We start from the raw sequence: 16,939 nt of genomic DNA on the forward strand, positions 1-16,939 counted from the left end.
CTGTTTCCGTTGGAAAAAGTTGCGCGCAACGAAAAACCACATACAGGGATGAGGGCGGACATGACCAGCAAAGTACTCTGGGGCGAGGGTTTACTGCTGCGCCCCCAGCATTTCCAGCGGCAGGATCAGTACCACGAGCACTGCCTGCAAAAGGGCATCAAGTCCGTGCACCCGTATGCCTGGGGCGTGGAACGCTTGCAGGTCGACCGCGAGGCGCTGGCGAATAACGTACTGCGCATCCTCGACCTGGCGCTGCGCTTCCAGGACGGCGAACTGGTCGACGCGCCCAACCTGGACGCCCTGCCCGACACGGTCGACCTCAGCCTCCTGGGGCAAGCCCAGCAAACCGTCACCTATTACGCGGCCCTGCCCGGCCTGAAACCGTTCAGCGGCAATTTCGCGACGCAAGGCCAGGCAGCCAACACGGCGCGCTTCGTCCAGGCCAACCAGGAAACGGCGGATTTATTTACGCAAGCCGCGCCCGTGCAGCTGGCCTACCTGAAAAAATCGGTGCGCCTGGTGCCTGAATCGGACCCGCGCGACGCCTACATCCACTTCCCCCTGCTGCGCCTGCGCCGCGCGGCGGCCGGCGGCTTCGAGCTCGACCCAAGCTTCGTGCCGCCCAGCCTGTCGATCGGCGCCGCGCCGCCGCTGTTCCAGCAACTGCGGCGCCTGCTCGACGCCCTGCAGGCGAAAGTGAGCGCCCTGTACGGCCACCACCGCGAGCCCAGCCGCAACGTGATCGAATTCCGCTCGGGCGACATGTCTTCGTTCTGGCTGCTGCACACGGCCAGCTCCGCCTACGCGACGCTGACCCACCATTTTCATCATCCGAACCTGCATCCGGAGCGGCTGTATGAACAATTGCTCGATGTGGCCGGCGGCCTGATGACGTTTTCGAAAAGCTGGACCCTGGCCGATTTGCCGCCCTACCAGCACGGCGACCCGGGCCCGAGTTTTACGAAGCTGCACACGATCATCCGGGAACTGCTCGACACGGTAATTTCGTCGAAATACTTTGCGATTGCCCTCAGCGAAGTGCGGCCTTCGTACCACATCGGCGCCCTCGACTCGGGCAAGATCGACGACAAGACCACCTTTTATATTTCCGTCTCCGCCGATATTCCCGCCGTGCAGCTGGTCGACGTCGTACCGCTGCGCTTCAAGGTAGGGGCTCCCGACGACGTCGAGAAATTCGTCCTCTCGGCACTGCCCGGCGTGCGCCTGCAATACACGCCGCAACCGCCGGCGGCGCTGGCCGTGCGGCCCGACACCTGTTATTTCATGCTCGAATCGAAAGGGCAGATGTACGAGCGCATGCTCAAGGCGCAATCGATTTCGATCTATGTCCCGGCGGGGATGAAAGAGCTGAAGCTGGAGTTGCTGGCAGTGGCAGCGTAAGACCGATCTTGCCGCTGGCGTATCCCGTAGGGTGGGCACCCCGTGCCCACGCGGACTCAACCTACCAATAACTGTGCAGGCAACAGCCCCACGTCCGGCGACTTGCCCGCTTGGAGACCACCCATGTCCGGCCCCTTGATCGTACTCGGCGACAAAACCTCCCACGGCGGCGCCGTCATCGAAGCCTCCCCCCACAGCGACAGCGGAGGCGTCCCCATCGCGCGCATGGGCGACAAGACCGTCTGCCCGAAACACGGCCCGAGCCCCATCATCAGCGGCGACGCCACCCTGATCATCGACGGCAAACCCGCCGCCCGCCACGGCGATAAAACCGCCTGCGGCGCCTCCCTGATCGCCAGCCAGCAAGCCACCATCGACAACATTTAAGAAGTGACACCGATGACTTCGACCACCGCACCCACCGGCCGCCCGCTGCCCGCCTGGCTGAAAACCACCGTGCTCGCCGCCGGCATCTTCGTCCTGTGCTGGGCCGGGGCCATCGCCTACTGGCGCAGCTCCTCGACCACCCCCGCCACCCCGGAATTGCTGCTGGCGCTGCTCGCCGCGCCGCTCGCGCTGCTGGGCCTCCTCTGGGTCGGCAAGAAAGCCGTGTCGGCACGCCCGCAGCCCGCCCCTACCGCCAACGCGGCAAGCGCCGCCCAGCCGGCAGCCAGCGCCATGCCGTCCGCGCCGCCCCTGGCCATCCTGGCCGCCGCCCTGCGCGCCCCGCACGGCGCCTCGCCGGAAGAACTGGCAGCGGCCATCGCAGGCAACAAGGCGCGCCCCGACCTCGATCCCGAACTGGTCGACGACGACGGTTTTCCCATTATGAGCGCACGCAGCGAGGACGCCGTCGACGAAGCGCTGCAGGAAGAATTCAGCGAGTGGCTGGTGCTGCACGGCCTGGGCGAGCTGCATTTGGGCGAGGCGCAGTGGCGCGCCCTGACCCTCGGTACGGCCGTGCTGCGCGACCTGGCCAATGAGGCCTTCATGCAATTGATGCCGCAGGAAGGCACACCACCGCAACTGCGCCTGCTGCCGATCCTGCCCGCCAGCTGGACGGTCGAGCAGCGCCATGCGGCCGGCCTCTGGTTCAAGCATGCGGTGGCGCAGTTCGGTTGGCCGGTGGATCACCTGACCCGGATCGATGTGGCGCCGGACGCTGCGCCCGCCGCCATTCTCGGCCAGTGCGCGCTCGACAGCCAGGTGCCGCACAAGCGCCTGGCCACGATCGTGCTGGCCTGCGACTCGCATATCGCGCAGGAAACGGTCGACAAGTGGGCGGCCGGCAATCTGCTCTGCACGGCGGCGCGCGCCCAGGGCTGCATTCCGGGCGAAGGCGCGGCCGGCATGCTCTTGACTAGCCCGGAGCATGCCCGCCACCATCCCGACGCCCTGTTTGCCCAGCTGTATCCGCTGCTGGAAACGCGGCGCGAAGTCTCGAGCGACAGCGCCAAGCGTCCGGAAACCAAACGTTTTACCGACCTGGCCGAGCGCGCCGTCCACGCGGGCGGCCTGGAGTTGGCGCAGGTCGCCCAGGTGGCCGCCGATACCGATCACCGCAACAGCCGAGGACTGGAACTGATGGGATTGGCATCGCTGGCGCTGCCGCAGCTCGACGCCAGCGCCGACGTGCTGCGCACCGGCGCCACCACCGGCACCTGCGGCGCCGTCCCGTTTATCACGGCCCTGGCGCTGGCGCGCCACGCGGCACTGGCGGGCAATGCACCGGTGCTGTTTGTAAGCAACGACGATCCCTTCGTGTGCCACATGGCCCTGGTTGGCCCGCCGCCGGCGCCGGTCTTGCCTGCATAAAACCGGACTTCATGAACGCGCCGTGCGAAGCCGCCTACACGGCGTCAGCCCGCGCTCCTATTGGACTATCTGCATAAACCGTTAGCATCGATCCTCTGGTTCAATCACCCAGGAGTCGATCATGGCTGGAAACAAGCAATACGATATCGGTGCCAACAACAACGGCACCCATAACCCGGGTACGCGCGGACCGGATTCGCTGTCGGGCCGCTCGGACCCGGCCGATCCGGATACCGGCCAGCGCCAGCAGGACGCCGGTCACTACGCCGCATCAGGCGCACAGGACGAGCGCGCGGGCGGCATCGTCAAGGCGCCGCCGGAGAGCAATGTCGGGCCGGCAGGGGCGCCGCAAAGCAGCCGCGGCAGTGCCGGTGGAACCGTTGCGGGCGAGAAGCCAACTCGCGACACATCGGCCGAGCCAGACCCGGAAGAACCGGACGGCGCTGCGTCGCGCTGAGCCGGTCATGTCGCCAAACACGGCGACACCATCATCCATGCCGCTGACCACAGCGGCATTTTTTTATCTTTCGCCAGCTGCACCTTGTTCTCTCCGCTTGAATGATGCCTATTCGCAACAGAACCGGACATTGCTGTCCAGTTGTGACACTTCGATAGTTTTTAGCCTACAGGCAACAGTTACCATGCGATCGCTGCCTGACTATTCCGGGCCCGGAAAACCAGCTGGTACAGCGTGCGTGCACCCCTGATGCCGATGGACCCATGCCCGGCTGGAAGCGAATCCATCTGGTCAGAATAATTTGAATAAATAACTATCTTGAAAGAGCACACCATGAAAAACCGTAATTTGCCGCTGGCCCTTTGTTCCGTGCTCGTCCTGTCCGCCTGCGGCGGCGGCGGCGGTGGTAGTGGCGGTAGTGGCGCGGCGGCGCCGGCGGTATCTACGGCCTCGGTGATCACCTCGGCGAACGCGAACAAGGTGGCCGGCAATGCCTATGCGGGCACCACCGCGATCAGCGAATCGTCTTCGTCCTTCAGCAGCATGCTGACCGGCGTGAGCGTGGGCGGCGGCAACATCGGCGTGGTCAGGCCGGCCCTGAACCTGATCCGCAACGTGTACCCGCGTCCGGCAGGACAGCTGCTGACCGGCGTGGTCATGACCGAAGCCTGTTCCGGCGGCGGCAGCGTGACCATCGATGCCCGGGTGCGCAACGAGCAAATGGCGAGCAATGGCGACACGATCATCGTGTCGGCGCAACGTTGCGTGGAAGACGGCATGACCATCAACGGCACCCTGTCGGCGACGCTGTCGAACGTGAGCGGCGACGTCTTTAACACGTACACCTGGGGCGCCACGCTCGACACCACCTTCACCAATTTCGGGGTGACGAGCGGTAACGAGACGGCGAGCGTGAACGGCGACATGAAAATCGCGATCACGCAGACGAATTACTCCACGCACTCCATGTCGCTGTCGGGCAAGTCCCTGCAAGCGAGCCTGCAGCGCGGCGGCGTGACCCTGGAAAGCTTCGCCATGACCAATTATGCGATGACCGGCAGCACCAACGGCGCGACCGTCAGCAGCGCCGCCAGTTTTACCATGGCCGGTAGCTCCAGCGCGCTGGGCCAGTACTCGTACACGGTCAAGAATCTCCAGCCTTTCGTCAGCAACGGCAGCGCCATGCCCCACGCCGGTTCGATGCTCGTCACCGGCAACGCCTCGTCGGTGACGCTCAGCGTGGCTTCAAACAGCACGGTGCGTGTCGAGCTCAGCGCAAAAGGCGATGGCGCGATCACGCAAACGAACAACCTGAGCTGGACGGAATTGCTCGCGGCAATCTGATCGGCAGACCGTGCCGCTGGACCGGCGGCACCTCCGTATGGGCATTCAATGACACTGCTTTTTCGCGCCGGGCTGGGCGCGTTTCTATCCCTGATGCTGATCCACCCGGCCAGCGCGCAATGGCAGGGAAAGGCCGGCGCCGGCCTGCGTGAGCTCAGCCATACCGAAAACGACAGCGGCGGGCGCCGACTGGTGCGGGAAAGCGGCTGGCTGCCGGGCGTCGCGCTCGGCGCCGCCTACACCAGCGGCAAGCTCACCTGGTCGGCCGCGCTGGACTGGTACCGGGGCGACATCGACTACCGTGGCCAGACGCAGGCGGGCAGCTCTGCGACCTCGACCACGGAAACCGCACTGGCAACCCTGCACCTGGGCGCCACCTACGCCTTGCAAAACGGTTATTCGGCCAGCCTGGCTTTAGAGGGCGATTACTGGAAGCGCGACATCCTCGGCAGCGGCGCCAGCGTCGGGCTGCAGGAGCGTTATCGGTCGGAACGCCTGGTGACCGGTCTAGGTAAAACCTGGCATCCTGCCGCCGGGATGGTGACGGCCGACATCGCCGTCCTGTTCTCGACGCCGGAGCGCATGCGCGTCGGTTTTTCCGGCGCGCTCGACCAGGCCTCGCTGCGCACCAAAAGCGCGCCGGGCCTGCGCATCGGCGCCCGCCATCGTCCGGCGTTCGCGCCAGCCCTGGAATTGCGTGCGTCCTTTGACTGGATGAAGATTGCAAGAAGCGAGGATGCCCCGGTCACCCGCATGGGCCAGTTCGCAGGCACCATCGCCCAGCCGGAACACGTGCGCCAGGGATTTACCTTGAGCGTCTCGACACTGTTTTGAGTTTCCTTAGGAGCGCCATGCATCCTGAACTGCGGCAAGCGTATGAAGCCGAAATGACTGCGGCGGCCAAGCTGTATGCCTCCGGCGAATTCGCACAGTCTTTCCGCCATCTCGAAATTGCCCATGTGCTGGGCCAGCACCAGGTTGTGGCGCATGCCAGGACGCATTACTGGATGCTCAAAATCGGGATACAACGCCGCTCTCTGCGCGAGGTATGGGGGCAGGCCATCCGCATCGTCCTCGGCATCGTCGGATCGGCGATCGGCATTGTCCCCTTGGGTAATACCGGCGGCACGGACATCAGCATGTTCAAGCGCCTGCCGCTTGATCCGCATATCGAGAAATTGATGAAGTAGAAGCCGACATCTCCGGCCTGGCAATCGAAAAAATGATTTGCCTATTATTTCCTATCCGAATCCAACATAAAGATCCCACCACCATGCATATCGCGATCCTGACCTGTGAAGGTTTTAATGAGCTCGATTCGTTCATCGCCTTGGGCATCCTGAACCGGATCAAGAAGCCAAGCTGGCGGGTGTCGATTGCCTGCCCGTCGCCGCGCGTGAGGTCGATGAATGGCGTCGTCGTGGAAGCGCAGTGCTCCCTGTCCGAGCTGGCACAGGCCGATGCGGTGCTGATCGGGAGCGGCATGCAGACGCGCGAAGTGGTCGCAGACGCCGCCTTGATGGCGCAATTAAAACTCGATCCGGCACGGCAGTTACTGGGCGCTCAGTGTTCTGGCACGCTGGTGCTGGCCAAGCTCGGATTGCTGCAGTCCATTCCGGCCTGTACCGACCTGCTCACCAAACCCTGGGTGCAAGAGGCGGGCATCGAGATTCTCAACCAGCCGTTTTTTGCAAAAGGGAATATCGCCACTGCCGGCGGATGCCTGGCATCGCAGTATCTGGCCAGCTGGGTGATTGCACGGCTTGAAGGGATCGAAGCGGCGAAAGGGGCGATGCACTATGTGGCGCCGGTGGGGGAGAAGGATGAATACGTGGAGCGCATGCTGGGGAATGTGATTCCCTACCTGGGCAAGTCGGTCTGAGCGCTTTTATGGTTTAGCCCCAAGCTGAACACAATTAAGGCCCCGAACAATGTTGGGGCCTTTTTGCTTTTGACGTTTTCTAGTTTGAAGGCGGGTTCGGATAGCGCCGCCGACGCCGCCATAGTGCGCTCGGTCCGCGCGTGCATATCCGCCAACTGGCTGTCCTTGCCTTCGATGGCAGGCTGGTCTTTGCCTTGCGCAGCTTGACAGCCTGCGAACGGGCGGCCACTCTAGGTCTTTTGTTTGCGCGGGTTGCCAGCCTTTCAGTCGTCGTCGCTGTGTACGCAGCGTACGCCTGGCATGCGAGTAAAGCCGCAGGCAAGCACACCGGCCGACAGGCGCTGGCGATAGACGGCGGCGTCCCGGCGCTACAGGAGATAGAAGCATGACGACATTCCAACGCATCGTGCTGGCCTCGCGTCCCACGGGCGAGGCCACGCTAGACAACTTCCGGCTCGAAACGGTCGAGGTTCCCGAACTGAAGGACGGCGAAGTGCTGGTCCGCAACGAGTACTTGACGGTCGACCCGTACATGCGCTCACTCATGAACGAGGGCAAAAGCTACATGCCGCCGGTGGAACTGAACGCCACCATGGCCGGCGGCACGGTGGGCGAAGTGGTCGCCTCCAGGCACCCGGAATTCGCCGTCGGCGACAAGGTCGTCGGCTATCTGGGCTGGGCCGAAATGGGCGTCGCGGACGGCAGCACCCTGCGCAAGATCGACACCAGCGAGGTTCCGCTGCAGGCCTATCTGGGCGTGGTGGGCATGCCGGGCATGACCGCCTGGTACGGCCTGAACCAGATCATGGTCCCGAAACCCGGCGAAACCGTGGTGGTATCGGCCGCCAGCGGTGCGGTCGGCAGCGTCGTCGGCCAGTTGGCCAAGCTGAAGGGCTGCCGCGTGGTCGGCATCGCGGGGGGCAAGGAGAAGTGCGATTACGTGGTCAACGAACTGGGCTTCGATGCATGCGTCGACTACAAGGCCGGCAACCTGGTGGCCGACCTTGCCGCGGCCACCCCGGACGGGATCGACGCGGTGTTCGAAAACGTCGGCGGCCCAGTGCTGGACGCCTCGCTCGCACGCATGAATCCGTTCGGCCGGATTGCCGTCTGCGGCCTGATCGCCGGGTATAACGGCGAGCCCGTTCCGGTGAATAATTTCAGCGCGGTGCTGGTCATGCGCCTGACCATGCGCGGCTTCATCGTCGGCGAGCACATGGAGTTCTGGCCCCAGGGCCTGAACGAACTGGGCATGCTCGTCGCGTGCGGCAAGCTCAAGTACCGCGAAACGATCGCGCAGGACTTGGCCAACGCGCCCGAAGCATTCCTGGGCCTTCTCAAGGGCAAGAACTTCGGCAAACAGCTGGTCAAGCTGACCCGATAACGGACCCAGGTTGGCGTCACCCATGATCAACAAGCCCGGGCATTGCTGTCCGGGCTTTTTTATTATTCCTGGCAACTCGGTATTGCCCATGCGGATGCATCCCTGGAGTCGGATGGGATCGGCATTTCGGACGCTCAGCGCTTGCGCATTGATTTTGGGCTATGTACGGCAAGCCACGGGAGGCACGCTTCGAAAAGCGGATAACGGTGCCAACAAGAAAAAATGTGTTTCGTACAAGCGGTTAAAAAAGAAATCGAACACGCCCGCATGGGCCGCTCCCTGTCACCCCCAGATTCACATCCCACCAGGAATCATCATGAACATGCCCGTCAATAGCGCTTCGAAGAGTCGCGCCCATCCGATGCTGATCGCTGCCAGCAGCGCCGTCGTGCTGGTCTGCCTGACCGGGACCGCCGCCCTCATGGGATGAATTCCGACTTCAGCGGGCGCCAACGCCGAGACTGCTGCGTCAACGCTGGTGCAACCTGCGTTGGCTGCGGTGCCTGCTAACCCTGCCCCGCAGGCGATCCATGCAGCGCCTCGGCATGTGGCGCCCAAGCAGGTTGCTTACCACCCATCCCGTGCCGAGCCGGTACGCCGGGCCCAAACGCTGGTTTGCCAGAATTGCGGCACCGTCGAATCGGTCCGTACAATTAGCACCGGCGGCGAGGGTAGCGGGCTAGGCGCTGCGGGGGGGCGCCGTTGTTGGCGGCCTGTTGGGCAACCAGGTCGGCGGCGGCCACGGCAAGCAGGCGATGACCGTGGTCGGCGCGATCGGTGGTGCCTTCGCCGGAAACCAGATCGAGAAAAAGGCAAGAGCCACGCGGAGCTATGAAATCAGGGTCCACATGAACAATGGCTCGACGCGCACTGTCGCACAGGCAACGCAACCTGAATGGCGTAACGGTGACCATGTCAAGATTGTCGACGGCATCGTGCAGATGAACGGCTGAACCGTATGACAAGCTGCAGCGCGCCAGATGGCGAAACGGGCCATGGCCAGCCAGGCAAAGCGCCGCCTGCAGCGGTCGGACCGATGCCATCATCAGCCCTGGCCTGAGCAACATGGCGCACGGCTGTGGTGGAAAAAAATAGGCTTGCGCGGGCTTTGCGAGGAGGCCCGGCGCCTGGCGCCGGGCCTGTGAGGTTGTAGCAAACTTGATTAGCTCGCGGCTAACTTTACTAGTTTGTGGCGAACTTATTAGTTGCTGACAAGAGCGTTGAAAGGCGTAGATTAAGTTTGTCAACTCCACGTCCATTAAATCAATAGCTTACGTATGTTACCCGCTTGTCATTGTTTTTCAAACTTCGCTGTGTGACGCAGAGTAGTCAGTAAGAGCCAATTCAAGCGATTCAACTGATGGCGCCCCGTTCAGCCCGCTAAGCGTCGACGTGCCGAGCGTCTCCATCAACGTCTCCATGGCCTTACGCCACCCCAACCGTTCCTGCTCAAGGCGCACACGTTGACCCCAGGCATGCGCTCGCAGGTGGTCGTAGCAGGACCGCTCTTGGGCGGTCAGTGCTTCCAACGATAGGTTGGGGCATTGGGATGCTTCCTGCACCCATAGCGCTCGATGGGAATGCAGCGTAGCCTCGTCCATCAGCACGGACCGCAAATGCGGCACCGCTCGGCGAGCACGGTCCAGGATGGCAAAGCCGTGCGTGTCGATGTCACCCCAGTACACTGCGTCGGCTTCCTGTAGCCAGGGCAGCGTGCCGAGCGCGCTGACTGCGTTCCCCAGACGCATGACCACAGCCACACCCGGCAGGTCCGGAAGCGCAAGCCCTGTCTCCAGGTTTTCAACGATGACCACCGCTTTCGGAGCGATAGGCAGCTTTGCTAGCTCGCCTACCGGCGCCTCGATGTCGCACAGACCGCCGACGAGCGTCCGCAGGAAGGGACAAAGAAGCCGGACGCGAGCGCGATGCGCCGGCTTGCGTAGTCCGCACAGCTCGTGAAAGTCGCTTTCGTCGTCCGGGGCCGCCGCGCGCAAAGCCCGAAGAAGCGTGGCAACCAAGCCAGTCCGTTTCTCAAGCCACTTTGTGTCCAAGCCCTCCACCGGCAACTGGCGAAGGTAAAGGCCAGACTTCGGGTTCGACTCCAGCCACGCCAGCAGGGACATCAAGCGCTCGAAGTCCTCATTCCCATAGTCAGCAAGGACATCGAACTTCGACGCCAGCGCACTCTCCTGTCCGAGCAAAGGCCAGCGGCGCAGCATCCGTTGATAGCGTTCCACGGCTGTTGACCAGCGTCTGCCCTGGCCAACGGCCGCTGTAACCTGGCTGGCATCGGAGAAGGTCAGGCTTACCGGCAGCCGATGCTTTCCGAACAGAGCGAACTGCCGCTCTTCGAAGGCGACCTCGCCTGGTCCGGTCCGGGACTGCCACGCGCTCGCCCAGCGCCTGACCGCGACCGGGTTTTCGGCAATGTCCTTCTGCGTCGGAGCGCCCAAGGAAACATCCAGTGGCCAGCTCCCGCCCCCAGCTACCCAGGTCTGGTGCTGGTTATTGAAGCGGCGAATCAGGAACTCGCGCGCAGCTTCAGGAGACAGAAGCTTCTTCGGCATGGCGCACGTCCTGTGTCAACTTTAGGCGCTGAGTCTCGCCGTCGTACTCGATGGGAATGACGGCTGACTTCTTGCGGTCCTTGATGTGCACGAAGCACGCACCGCCAATGAAGGGCTCGAGTGTCATCACCGACTTCAAGGGCGTGGCTACAATCATCTGGAACCCGAAGGTCTTGAAGATGTTCATCGCCATCGCAGTGAACTCGGCATCCGCCTTGTCGAACGCTTCGTCGAGCACGACCGTGGAGTAGCTCGGAAGTGCCCGGTCTTGGCCACCCAGTTGATAGCGAAGTGCTGCGGCCAGGCAGGTGGCCGCAAGCTTCTGGCGCTGCCCGCCTGACTTGCCGGCGCCGCTGCGGTAGACCTCGACCTCGATGTCAGCCTCGTCGAGCTCGCGGGCTACGAATTCGACGTGCTGCCTCACATCGAGCACGAGGTTGCGCCAGTTCTTGTCCACGGTTTCTTGGCTCGCGAGGCGCTTCACCAGCGCGGCCAGCGCCTTGAAACGCTCTTCGGCCAGGTCGCGGTCGTTCGAGAACGAGTGGCTGAGTGACTCCCTCAAGCTGGCGCGGAAGAGCCGAACGTCTTCGAGCGACTTGTCAGTCGTGTCGATGACCAGGTGCGTGCCCGCGTTGAAGGGTGCAGTTCGCAGACTCTCGTTGACGAGCTCCATCCGCGCCCGAATGGCCGACCGCTCCTCATCAAGCTTGGTCGCCAGCAACGTGAGGTTCTGGTCGCTCTGCTCACGTAGCAACGCGAAGAATCTGTCCTCGTACGCAGGCAGGTTGTCGTCCTCCAGACGCTTGAGCTTGGCCAGGTAGTCCTCGGCGCTGGCGAGCGTGGCGTCCAGGCCTCCAGCAACTGCCGGCCAAAGCCGATTGAACTCAACAAAGCGCTGCACAATGGCATTCCGCAGGTCGGCCAAACTGGATTCCAGCGCACGGAGCTCGGCGTTGAGAGCTCGCTCTACTAGCCCCGTCACCTGGTCGATATTTTCGAGGATCAATTCCTTACCGGTCGCGATATAGCGTGCGGAAATTTGCTCTGCGAACGCTGGCGGCCGGTCGCAGCCGGGCCACAAGCGCGCAAGATCGTCGAGCTTGCCGTGCAGCCGGTCGATTTCCTTGGCGATTCCTCGTCCCTTGGCGTCCTCTTCATTCTTCTTGTCGATAGCGGTTGCGCGGACACCTTCCTGCGCCTTGATGCGGTCGTCCAGGACCGCGAGGTCGGGCCTCGCCTCCCGCTCCGCCTTCAAACGCGCCTTCAGGTCGTCGATGCGAGTGAGCAGGGAGCCAACATCGACATCGTTCCAGGTCAAGTTCGACAGGGTCTGGCAGTGCAGCAGCTGGTTCTGCTGGAGATCCTCTTCGTCTCGAATCTTGTCCAGCGCCGTCTGCAATTCGGAGATGCGTCCACCAAGCTCTGCCGCCTTGTTCTTGTAGAACGTCAACTTCTCCTTGTTGTCGAAGCCCAGCACCCACTGACTGCGGTCATTGACTGAGTGGCGGTCGTTCTTCTCGTGCCGCATCGTGTTGTGCTTGACAGAGCCCTCCTGAGTGACGGCACGGGAGGCGTTGCGAAACGCCTGCAATGTGTCAGCGCACTCGAGGTCGAACGAATGCTTCAGCTCCTCTCGCACCCAGTCGCCAAAGCTTCCTCCGGCCAAGTTCAGCTTGCGCACCAGCGAATTCGGTCCAGGCGTCCGTCCTTGAGAATGTTGGACGGTCCGAAAGTACACCAGCCGCTCGCCGATATCGCGCTCGTTCAGGTACGCCGAGACAGCCGGGTAGTCCTTATCGTCAACGAGGATAGACCGTGCGAACCCGCCCAGAACGCGCTCGATGGCTCCGCGCCATTCGCTGGCGTCGGGCCGCACCTCGACCAATTCACCGACGAACGGAAGCTTCTCCTCGGGGAGTGAAAGGTCGCGCGCCATACGCTCCCTCAGGTTTACGAGTCGTGCGGGCAAATTCGACTTCTGGCGTTCAAGTGCTCTGACTTCGGCCACCGTCTTGGCGAACTCTTCGCTAGCCAGCCGATGGTCGGTCTTGAGCTGGTCCTTGCGATCCTCGACCTCCATCTTTAACTCCCGCGCCTTCAACACACGTTGCTTGGCTGCCTCCACACGCTGAACGAACCACACGACGCTGTCAGGCACTGCCCACCCCATGGCCTGGCATGCGGCTGCGGCCTGGTCGCGCCTGGCCATTCGTCCCGGCTTCTCTGCTTCCGCCGCCTTGATGTCCTCTTCGAGCCGGTCAAGAACATCCGCGCCGAGGTTGAACTTCTGGCGCTGCAGGTCCGTCAGCTTGACGAATTCGTCGTTGGCAATCTGCGTCAGGCGCAGGGCCTCCTGCCTTGAGCCTTCCTTATCCACCTCCAGCTCCGCAATCCGTTCATCAACGAGCAGCTTGCGCCGATGCTCGCGGTACTGGTCGATGGCTGTCTCGATGGCTTGGAGGCCATTGCGTTCGTTATTGCCCTGGTCAAGCTTCATGTACTCGTCGCGCGCCGGCTTGAGCGTCTGAATCTGCTTGCGAGCAGCCACCACCTCCTGGTGTGCCTCGTTGAGCTCGCCAAACTCGTTGACGAGGCTGGAGGCAATGCCGAAGGCCTCGGGCTCGTCGAGCATGAAGTCGCGCAAGAACACGTTCAGGTCGCCCAAGTTCTTCGCCGACTGCGTCTTGTGCAGCAGACGAAGCGCGCGCTCGTTGTCGATGCCCAGCAGCCGACGAAAACGCTCCTGGTAGGCGCTGAACTCCGTGTGGACCTTCGCATCCGGCAAGTCATGCTTGAAGCGACGCGCGTCAAACTCGTTCTTCGCGAAGAACTCCAACTCCTGGACATCGAACTCACGCTCGAGCGTGAGGAACACTTGCTTCGCGTCTGCTGGCGCAGTCGAGTTCCCCCTTACCCACAGAACCTGCGCGAGCACCACGATACGCCCCTGCTCGTTGCGGTAGGTCTCGGCGATGGCGGACCAAGTCGTACCGCTGCGCAGGTATTGCGACACGTACTCGCCGCCGTCACCTGTCTGTTGAGCCCATGCACCACGCAAGTAGGTCATGACATTACGGTCGCGGCCGTGCCGCTCGGCCTCACGTGCAGCAACGTTAAAGTCCACCCACCTCGGCGGTGTCATCAAGGCCGCATGCGCATCGAGGACAGTTGACTTTCCCGACCCGGAAGGACCGACAAAGAGGTAGCCCTGTGGCGGGATGGGAAAGTCAAAGACGTTCGAGAACGTCCCCCAGTTGAAGGTCTGGATGCGTGCCAGGCGGAACTGGTCGCTCGCGCCATCGAGTGCGAGTGACGGTTGAAAGGGATTCACATGCCCTCCTCATCTTCGTCGGCCACATCAACCGCAACAGAGTCGTCCGGTTCACTCGTCGTCTGCGGCGCCTGTGCCAGCTGTGCATAGGTTCGAGTGAGCTGCTGAATCTCCTCGGCCGAGAACAGCAGCTTCAGGGTCGGTGCGACTTCATAGCGTTCGTCGGAGCTACGGATGCGCTGGAGCAGGCTCAGCTTCTTGGCCTTGTCCACAGCGTTGACCACCTGACGACCAAACTTGGCGTGGTCCGGGTTGTTGTCGCGCTCGAAGACTCCGAGGTACTCCTGCATGTCCGACAGCGACACCACCGCGCGCTCGCCCTGGGCGTCCGCTTGGGTCAAGCGCTGTCGCAGGAAAAGGAGCAGTGCGGTCTCCAGGAACGTCAATGAGGCCTTGCGAAGAAGGATGGGGACTTCGAGTTCATCCGAGACCACCTGGCGCGTGAACGCCACCTGCTGCTCGTGGTCGATGACCACCTCGAGGAAAAGTTCATGCAGACGCGAGCGGATGACTGCTTCATCGCGCAGCAGCACTGGCCACAGTTTCGATTGGCGCCGTGCATCGACCGAGGGACCAAGCAGCAGTTGCACTAGTACTCGCCGAGTGTCGATGGGCAGTGAGCCGGTATCTCCGAGGAAGGTGGCAGACTCTTTGCGCTCCGCATCGACAGCAGCGTCGTTGTCAGAAGCAGTGTCGTTCCCAGCCTCATCGACCGCTTCAGTCCACGAGCTCAAGATAGCGCTCCCTCATGAAATAGATGGCAGGCACCTTGGCGCTACGCTGCGCGGCGTCCTCGCCCCGCCATTTGACGACTTCGGAACCTTCGGTGACTTCGCCGTGCTTCGCACCTAGCGCGACGTAGCCGACAACGCTGCCAAGTCCTTGCTCGGCAGGGAACTCAGCCAGCACCTGGCCAATGGTGGCTTGGGATTGGCGCTCGAGAACCGAGCGCACATGCTGCTTCAATGTGCGAAAGTCGATTTCCGATTGCCGCACGAGTTCGCTGACGGTTTCGAGGTCAAGCTCGGACGGCTCCGCAGCCAGCATCGAAGAGTTGGTAACCCGCTGTGCCGGGTCGAACAGTACCCATTGCGACACCGAACGGATGCGGCTGCTTGACTGCATCAGCTCAAAGCCGACCTGCGTGTTCGGGCGGACCATGTTTTTGGCCGCAAGCCCCGCCTGGGTTGCCTCCTTGAGCAAGCCATGCAGGCGCCGGTGCTCAAGGAACTCCCGGCTCTGCACGAAGCTCTTCAAGCTGCGCGCGAAGTGCTGGAGCACGTCGTGCACGCCTCGCCCTTCGTTCAAGAGAGCGCCGGTCAAGCCAAGCAGGAACTTCCGCTCGTGCGACTCCAACTCCCGGGCAAAGGGCCGACTCGCCACGTCGTCAAGTGACTCACGGAGCGTAGCAGCCTGCTCACTGTCCGTGAGCAGCCGCCAGAAGGCGTTGAACGTACGTCCGGCATCGCTCTCCCCGATGAGATCGACGCCGGCGAACAGCTGCTCCAGAACGTCGCCGCGACTGCCCTCGTTTTCCATCAGGCTTTGGCGCAGGCCGCGGTTGAGCCGCTCGAACTCATCGCGGACGCTCCTGAAGTCAGATGCAAGTTCCTGCGCCAGTGCGATGACCTCGCGGGCGCGTTCGATGGCGCGGTCGTTAGGCAAGGTCCTCACCCCAACCCGCTGCACTTCGGCAATCGCCCTGTCTATTCGGTCGCGCTCCGCATGCAGCGCGGCCAAGCGCGCCGAGGGGCTGATATTGGTCTCGTCGGCGAGCCGCGACAGCTGATGGATGACTACTGACAGTCGGCTTTCCGTTGCGGTGGTTCGCGGTTTCAGAAGGCCCATGACAAAGCGCAGGGCCGTCAGCGTGTCTGCCGAAAGCTCGTACTCTTCCTCGGGGGCTCCCGCAGGGAATCGGCGCGTCAGCCAGCCTTGGGTAAGCCACTCCGCGACATAGGCCTGTGGCGTCTGCGGAAGGTCCTCGCCTGCGGAGCGTAGGGACTCAAGGTCCCGGGTCAACCGTTCATGGAGCACCGAACTTGGGAGCGCCTTCTCGGTATCCGCGAACAGCGACTGCAGCATCGCGATGACCGCCGGCGCCTTTGTGGCCGCCAGCAGACGCCACAGCGGCTGCTCGCGCAGATTGCGGAGGGCAGAAGCACCGCGAAGGGCCTTCAAGGCGCTCTCCTCACTGCTTCACTGGCTTCGCCGCAGCTCACACGGACCTCCCGGACCGATATTTATTGCCAAAAGTATATGGCGAGTTTCTGGATGCGTCTAGTTTTTATTCTACTGCCAGCATCGCTTAAGGAAAGAACACCGAGGCGCCTTCTAGGACCTGGTCGAGCCGACTACGTGCCGGTCTTCTGGTCGGTGGAGCTCATCGGCACACTCAGAGGTTCTAACTGTTCAGCTGCCTAATAGCGAAGTATGCCCAACAAAAAAACAAGCCCATCGTTCTCCGGAGATAGCGATGGGCTCATCGGCTAAGCGATTCAGTGCTCGGGATGGATGCTGTTAATGTTCACCGCCGAAATTGACAAACATGATCCACAGTTTGACTAACTTAATTTATGTTTGACGAACACAATCTAGGTTTTTCAAGCGTCCTTAAGTGACAAACATTAGGGAAAATTCTCCCTATTCCCACCGACGCTACGGATAATTTCAAGGCCCTGCGCCATCGCCCATCCCGCGAAGCTACCGGTGTTGGGCGTGCGCAGTGTCGAGACCGCGCGGCTACTCAGCCTGAATC

Annotated in this window: 15 protein-coding genes; 11 read left to right on the plus strand and 4 right to left on the minus strand. The window is 62.5% G+C overall.

The window, feature by feature from the left end; translation table 11 throughout:
- Positions 1–60 precede the first annotated feature (60 nt).
- The 11 genes from tssK (at position 61) to NMB41_RS25005 (ending at position 9,236) form a co-directional block, all read left to right on the plus strand.
- Complete coding sequence (gene tssK, locus NMB41_RS24955) at positions 61–1,401, plus strand: type VI secretion system baseplate subunit TssK (RefSeq protein ID WP_494380417.1); 1,341 nt, start codon at positions 61–63, stop codon at positions 1,399–1,401.
- Positions 1,402–1,524: 123 nt separating this feature from the next.
- Complete coding sequence (locus tag NMB41_RS24960; RefSeq protein ID WP_494380418.1) at positions 1,525–1,788, plus strand: PAAR domain-containing protein; 264 nt, start codon at positions 1,525–1,527, stop codon at positions 1,786–1,788.
- Between the two features lie 12 nt (positions 1,789–1,800).
- The gene (locus tag NMB41_RS24965; RefSeq protein ID WP_494380419.1) at positions 1,801–3,216 is read left to right on the plus strand and encodes a hypothetical protein; all 1,416 of its coding nucleotides are present in this window, start codon (positions 1,801–1,803) and stop codon (positions 3,214–3,216) included.
- 121 nt (positions 3,217–3,337) lie between these two features.
- Positions 3,338–3,673: a hypothetical protein gene (locus tag NMB41_RS24970; RefSeq protein ID WP_494380420.1), complete on the plus strand. Its 336-nt coding sequence runs from the start codon at positions 3,338–3,340 to the stop codon at positions 3,671–3,673.
- Positions 3,674–4,006: 333 nt separating this feature from the next.
- A complete protein-coding gene (locus NMB41_RS24975; RefSeq protein WP_494380421.1) occupies positions 4,007–5,017 on the plus strand; it encodes a hypothetical protein in 1,011 nt (336 codons plus the stop codon).
- 48 nt (positions 5,018–5,065) lie between these two features.
- A complete protein-coding gene (locus NMB41_RS24980) occupies positions 5,066–5,851 on the plus strand; it encodes a hypothetical protein (protein WP_494380422.1) in 786 nt (261 codons plus the stop codon).
- A 17-nt stretch (positions 5,852–5,868) separates the two neighbouring features.
- A complete protein-coding gene (locus NMB41_RS24985) occupies positions 5,869–6,207 on the plus strand; it encodes a DUF3703 domain-containing protein (RefSeq protein WP_494380423.1) in 339 nt (112 codons plus the stop codon).
- 83 nt (positions 6,208–6,290) lie between these two features.
- Positions 6,291–6,899 carry a DJ-1/PfpI family protein gene (locus tag NMB41_RS24990; protein ID WP_494380424.1) on the plus strand — a complete coding sequence of 203 codons (609 nt, stop codon included), beginning with the start codon at positions 6,291–6,293 and terminating at the stop codon, positions 6,897–6,899.
- 385 nt (positions 6,900–7,284) lie between these two features.
- A complete protein-coding gene (locus tag NMB41_RS24995; RefSeq protein ID WP_494380425.1) occupies positions 7,285–8,283 on the plus strand; it encodes an NADP-dependent oxidoreductase in 999 nt (332 codons plus the stop codon).
- 22 nt (positions 8,284–8,305) lie between these two features.
- The gene (locus NMB41_RS25000) at positions 8,306–8,713 is read left to right on the plus strand and encodes a hypothetical protein (protein WP_494380426.1); all 408 of its coding nucleotides are present in this window, start codon (positions 8,306–8,308) and stop codon (positions 8,711–8,713) included.
- 286 nt (positions 8,714–8,999) lie between these two features.
- Positions 9,000–9,236, plus strand: a complete 237-nt coding sequence (locus NMB41_RS25005; protein ID WP_494380427.1) for an outer membrane lipoprotein — start codon at positions 9,000–9,002, stop codon at positions 9,234–9,236.
- A 348-nt stretch (positions 9,237–9,584) separates the two neighbouring features.
- Here NMB41_RS25005 and NMB41_RS25010 read toward each other — a convergent pair whose 3' ends face one another.
- Genes NMB41_RS25010 through NMB41_RS25025 form a run of 4 tightly spaced genes read right to left on the minus strand, consistent with a single transcriptional unit; the run spans position 9,585 to position 16,362 of the window.
- Positions 9,585–10,850: a Wadjet anti-phage system protein JetD domain-containing protein gene (locus NMB41_RS25010; protein ID WP_494380428.1), complete on the minus strand. Its 1,266-nt coding sequence runs from the start codon at positions 10,848–10,850 to the stop codon at positions 9,585–9,587.
- On the minus strand, positions 10,825–14,181 hold the full coding sequence (locus NMB41_RS25015) for an ATP-binding protein (protein ID WP_494380429.1): 3,357 nt from the start codon (positions 14,179–14,181) through the stop codon (positions 10,825–10,827). Before NMB41_RS25015 ends, NMB41_RS25010 begins: the two co-directional genes overlap by 26 nt.
- Positions 14,178–14,915, minus strand: a complete 738-nt coding sequence (locus NMB41_RS25020) for a DUF4194 domain-containing protein (RefSeq protein ID WP_494380430.1) — start codon at positions 14,913–14,915, stop codon at positions 14,178–14,180. The genes NMB41_RS25015 and NMB41_RS25020 overlap by 4 nt, the downstream gene beginning before the upstream one ends.
- Positions 14,899–16,362, minus strand: coding sequence for a DUF3375 domain-containing protein (locus tag NMB41_RS25025; RefSeq protein ID WP_494380431.1), 1,464 nt, complete (start codon positions 16,360–16,362; stop codon positions 14,899–14,901). The genes NMB41_RS25020 and NMB41_RS25025 overlap by 17 nt, the downstream gene beginning before the upstream one ends.
- Positions 16,363–16,939: the final 577 nt, after the last annotated feature.

It is taken from the genome of Massilia sp. FBCC-B171 (assembly GCF_059134155.1).

Excerpts from the sequence above, each read along its gene's own strand:
- NMB41_RS24970 (WP_494380420.1), top strand. The coding sequence starts at position 3,338 with ATGGCTGGAAACAAGCAATACGATATCGGTGCCAACAACAACGGCACC.
- NMB41_RS24975 (WP_494380421.1), top strand. The coding sequence starts at position 4,007 with ATGAAAAACCGTAATTTGCCGCTGGCCCTTTGTTCCGTGCTCGTCCTG.
- NMB41_RS25010 (WP_494380428.1), bottom strand. The coding sequence starts at position 10,850 with ATGCCGAAGAAGCTTCTGTCTCCTGAAGCTGCGCGCGAGTTCCTGATT.
- NMB41_RS24985 (WP_494380423.1), top strand. The coding sequence starts at position 5,869 with ATGCATCCTGAACTGCGGCAAGCGTATGAAGCCGAAATGACTGCGGCG.
- NMB41_RS24960 (WP_494380418.1), top strand. The coding sequence starts at position 1,525 with ATGTCCGGCCCCTTGATCGTACTCGGCGACAAAACCTCCCACGGCGGC.
- NMB41_RS24995 (WP_494380425.1), top strand. The coding sequence starts at position 7,285 with ATGACGACATTCCAACGCATCGTGCTGGCCTCGCGTCCCACGGGCGAG.
- NMB41_RS24980 (WP_494380422.1), top strand. The coding sequence starts at position 5,066 with ATGACACTGCTTTTTCGCGCCGGGCTGGGCGCGTTTCTATCCCTGATG.
- tssK (WP_494380417.1), top strand. The coding sequence starts at position 61 with ATGACCAGCAAAGTACTCTGGGGCGAGGGTTTACTGCTGCGCCCCCAG.
- NMB41_RS25000 (WP_494380426.1), top strand. The coding sequence starts at position 8,306 with ATGATCAACAAGCCCGGGCATTGCTGTCCGGGCTTTTTTATTATTCCT.
- NMB41_RS24990 (WP_494380424.1), top strand. The coding sequence starts at position 6,291 with ATGCATATCGCGATCCTGACCTGTGAAGGTTTTAATGAGCTCGATTCG.
- NMB41_RS24965 (WP_494380419.1), top strand. The coding sequence starts at position 1,801 with ATGACTTCGACCACCGCACCCACCGGCCGCCCGCTGCCCGCCTGGCTG.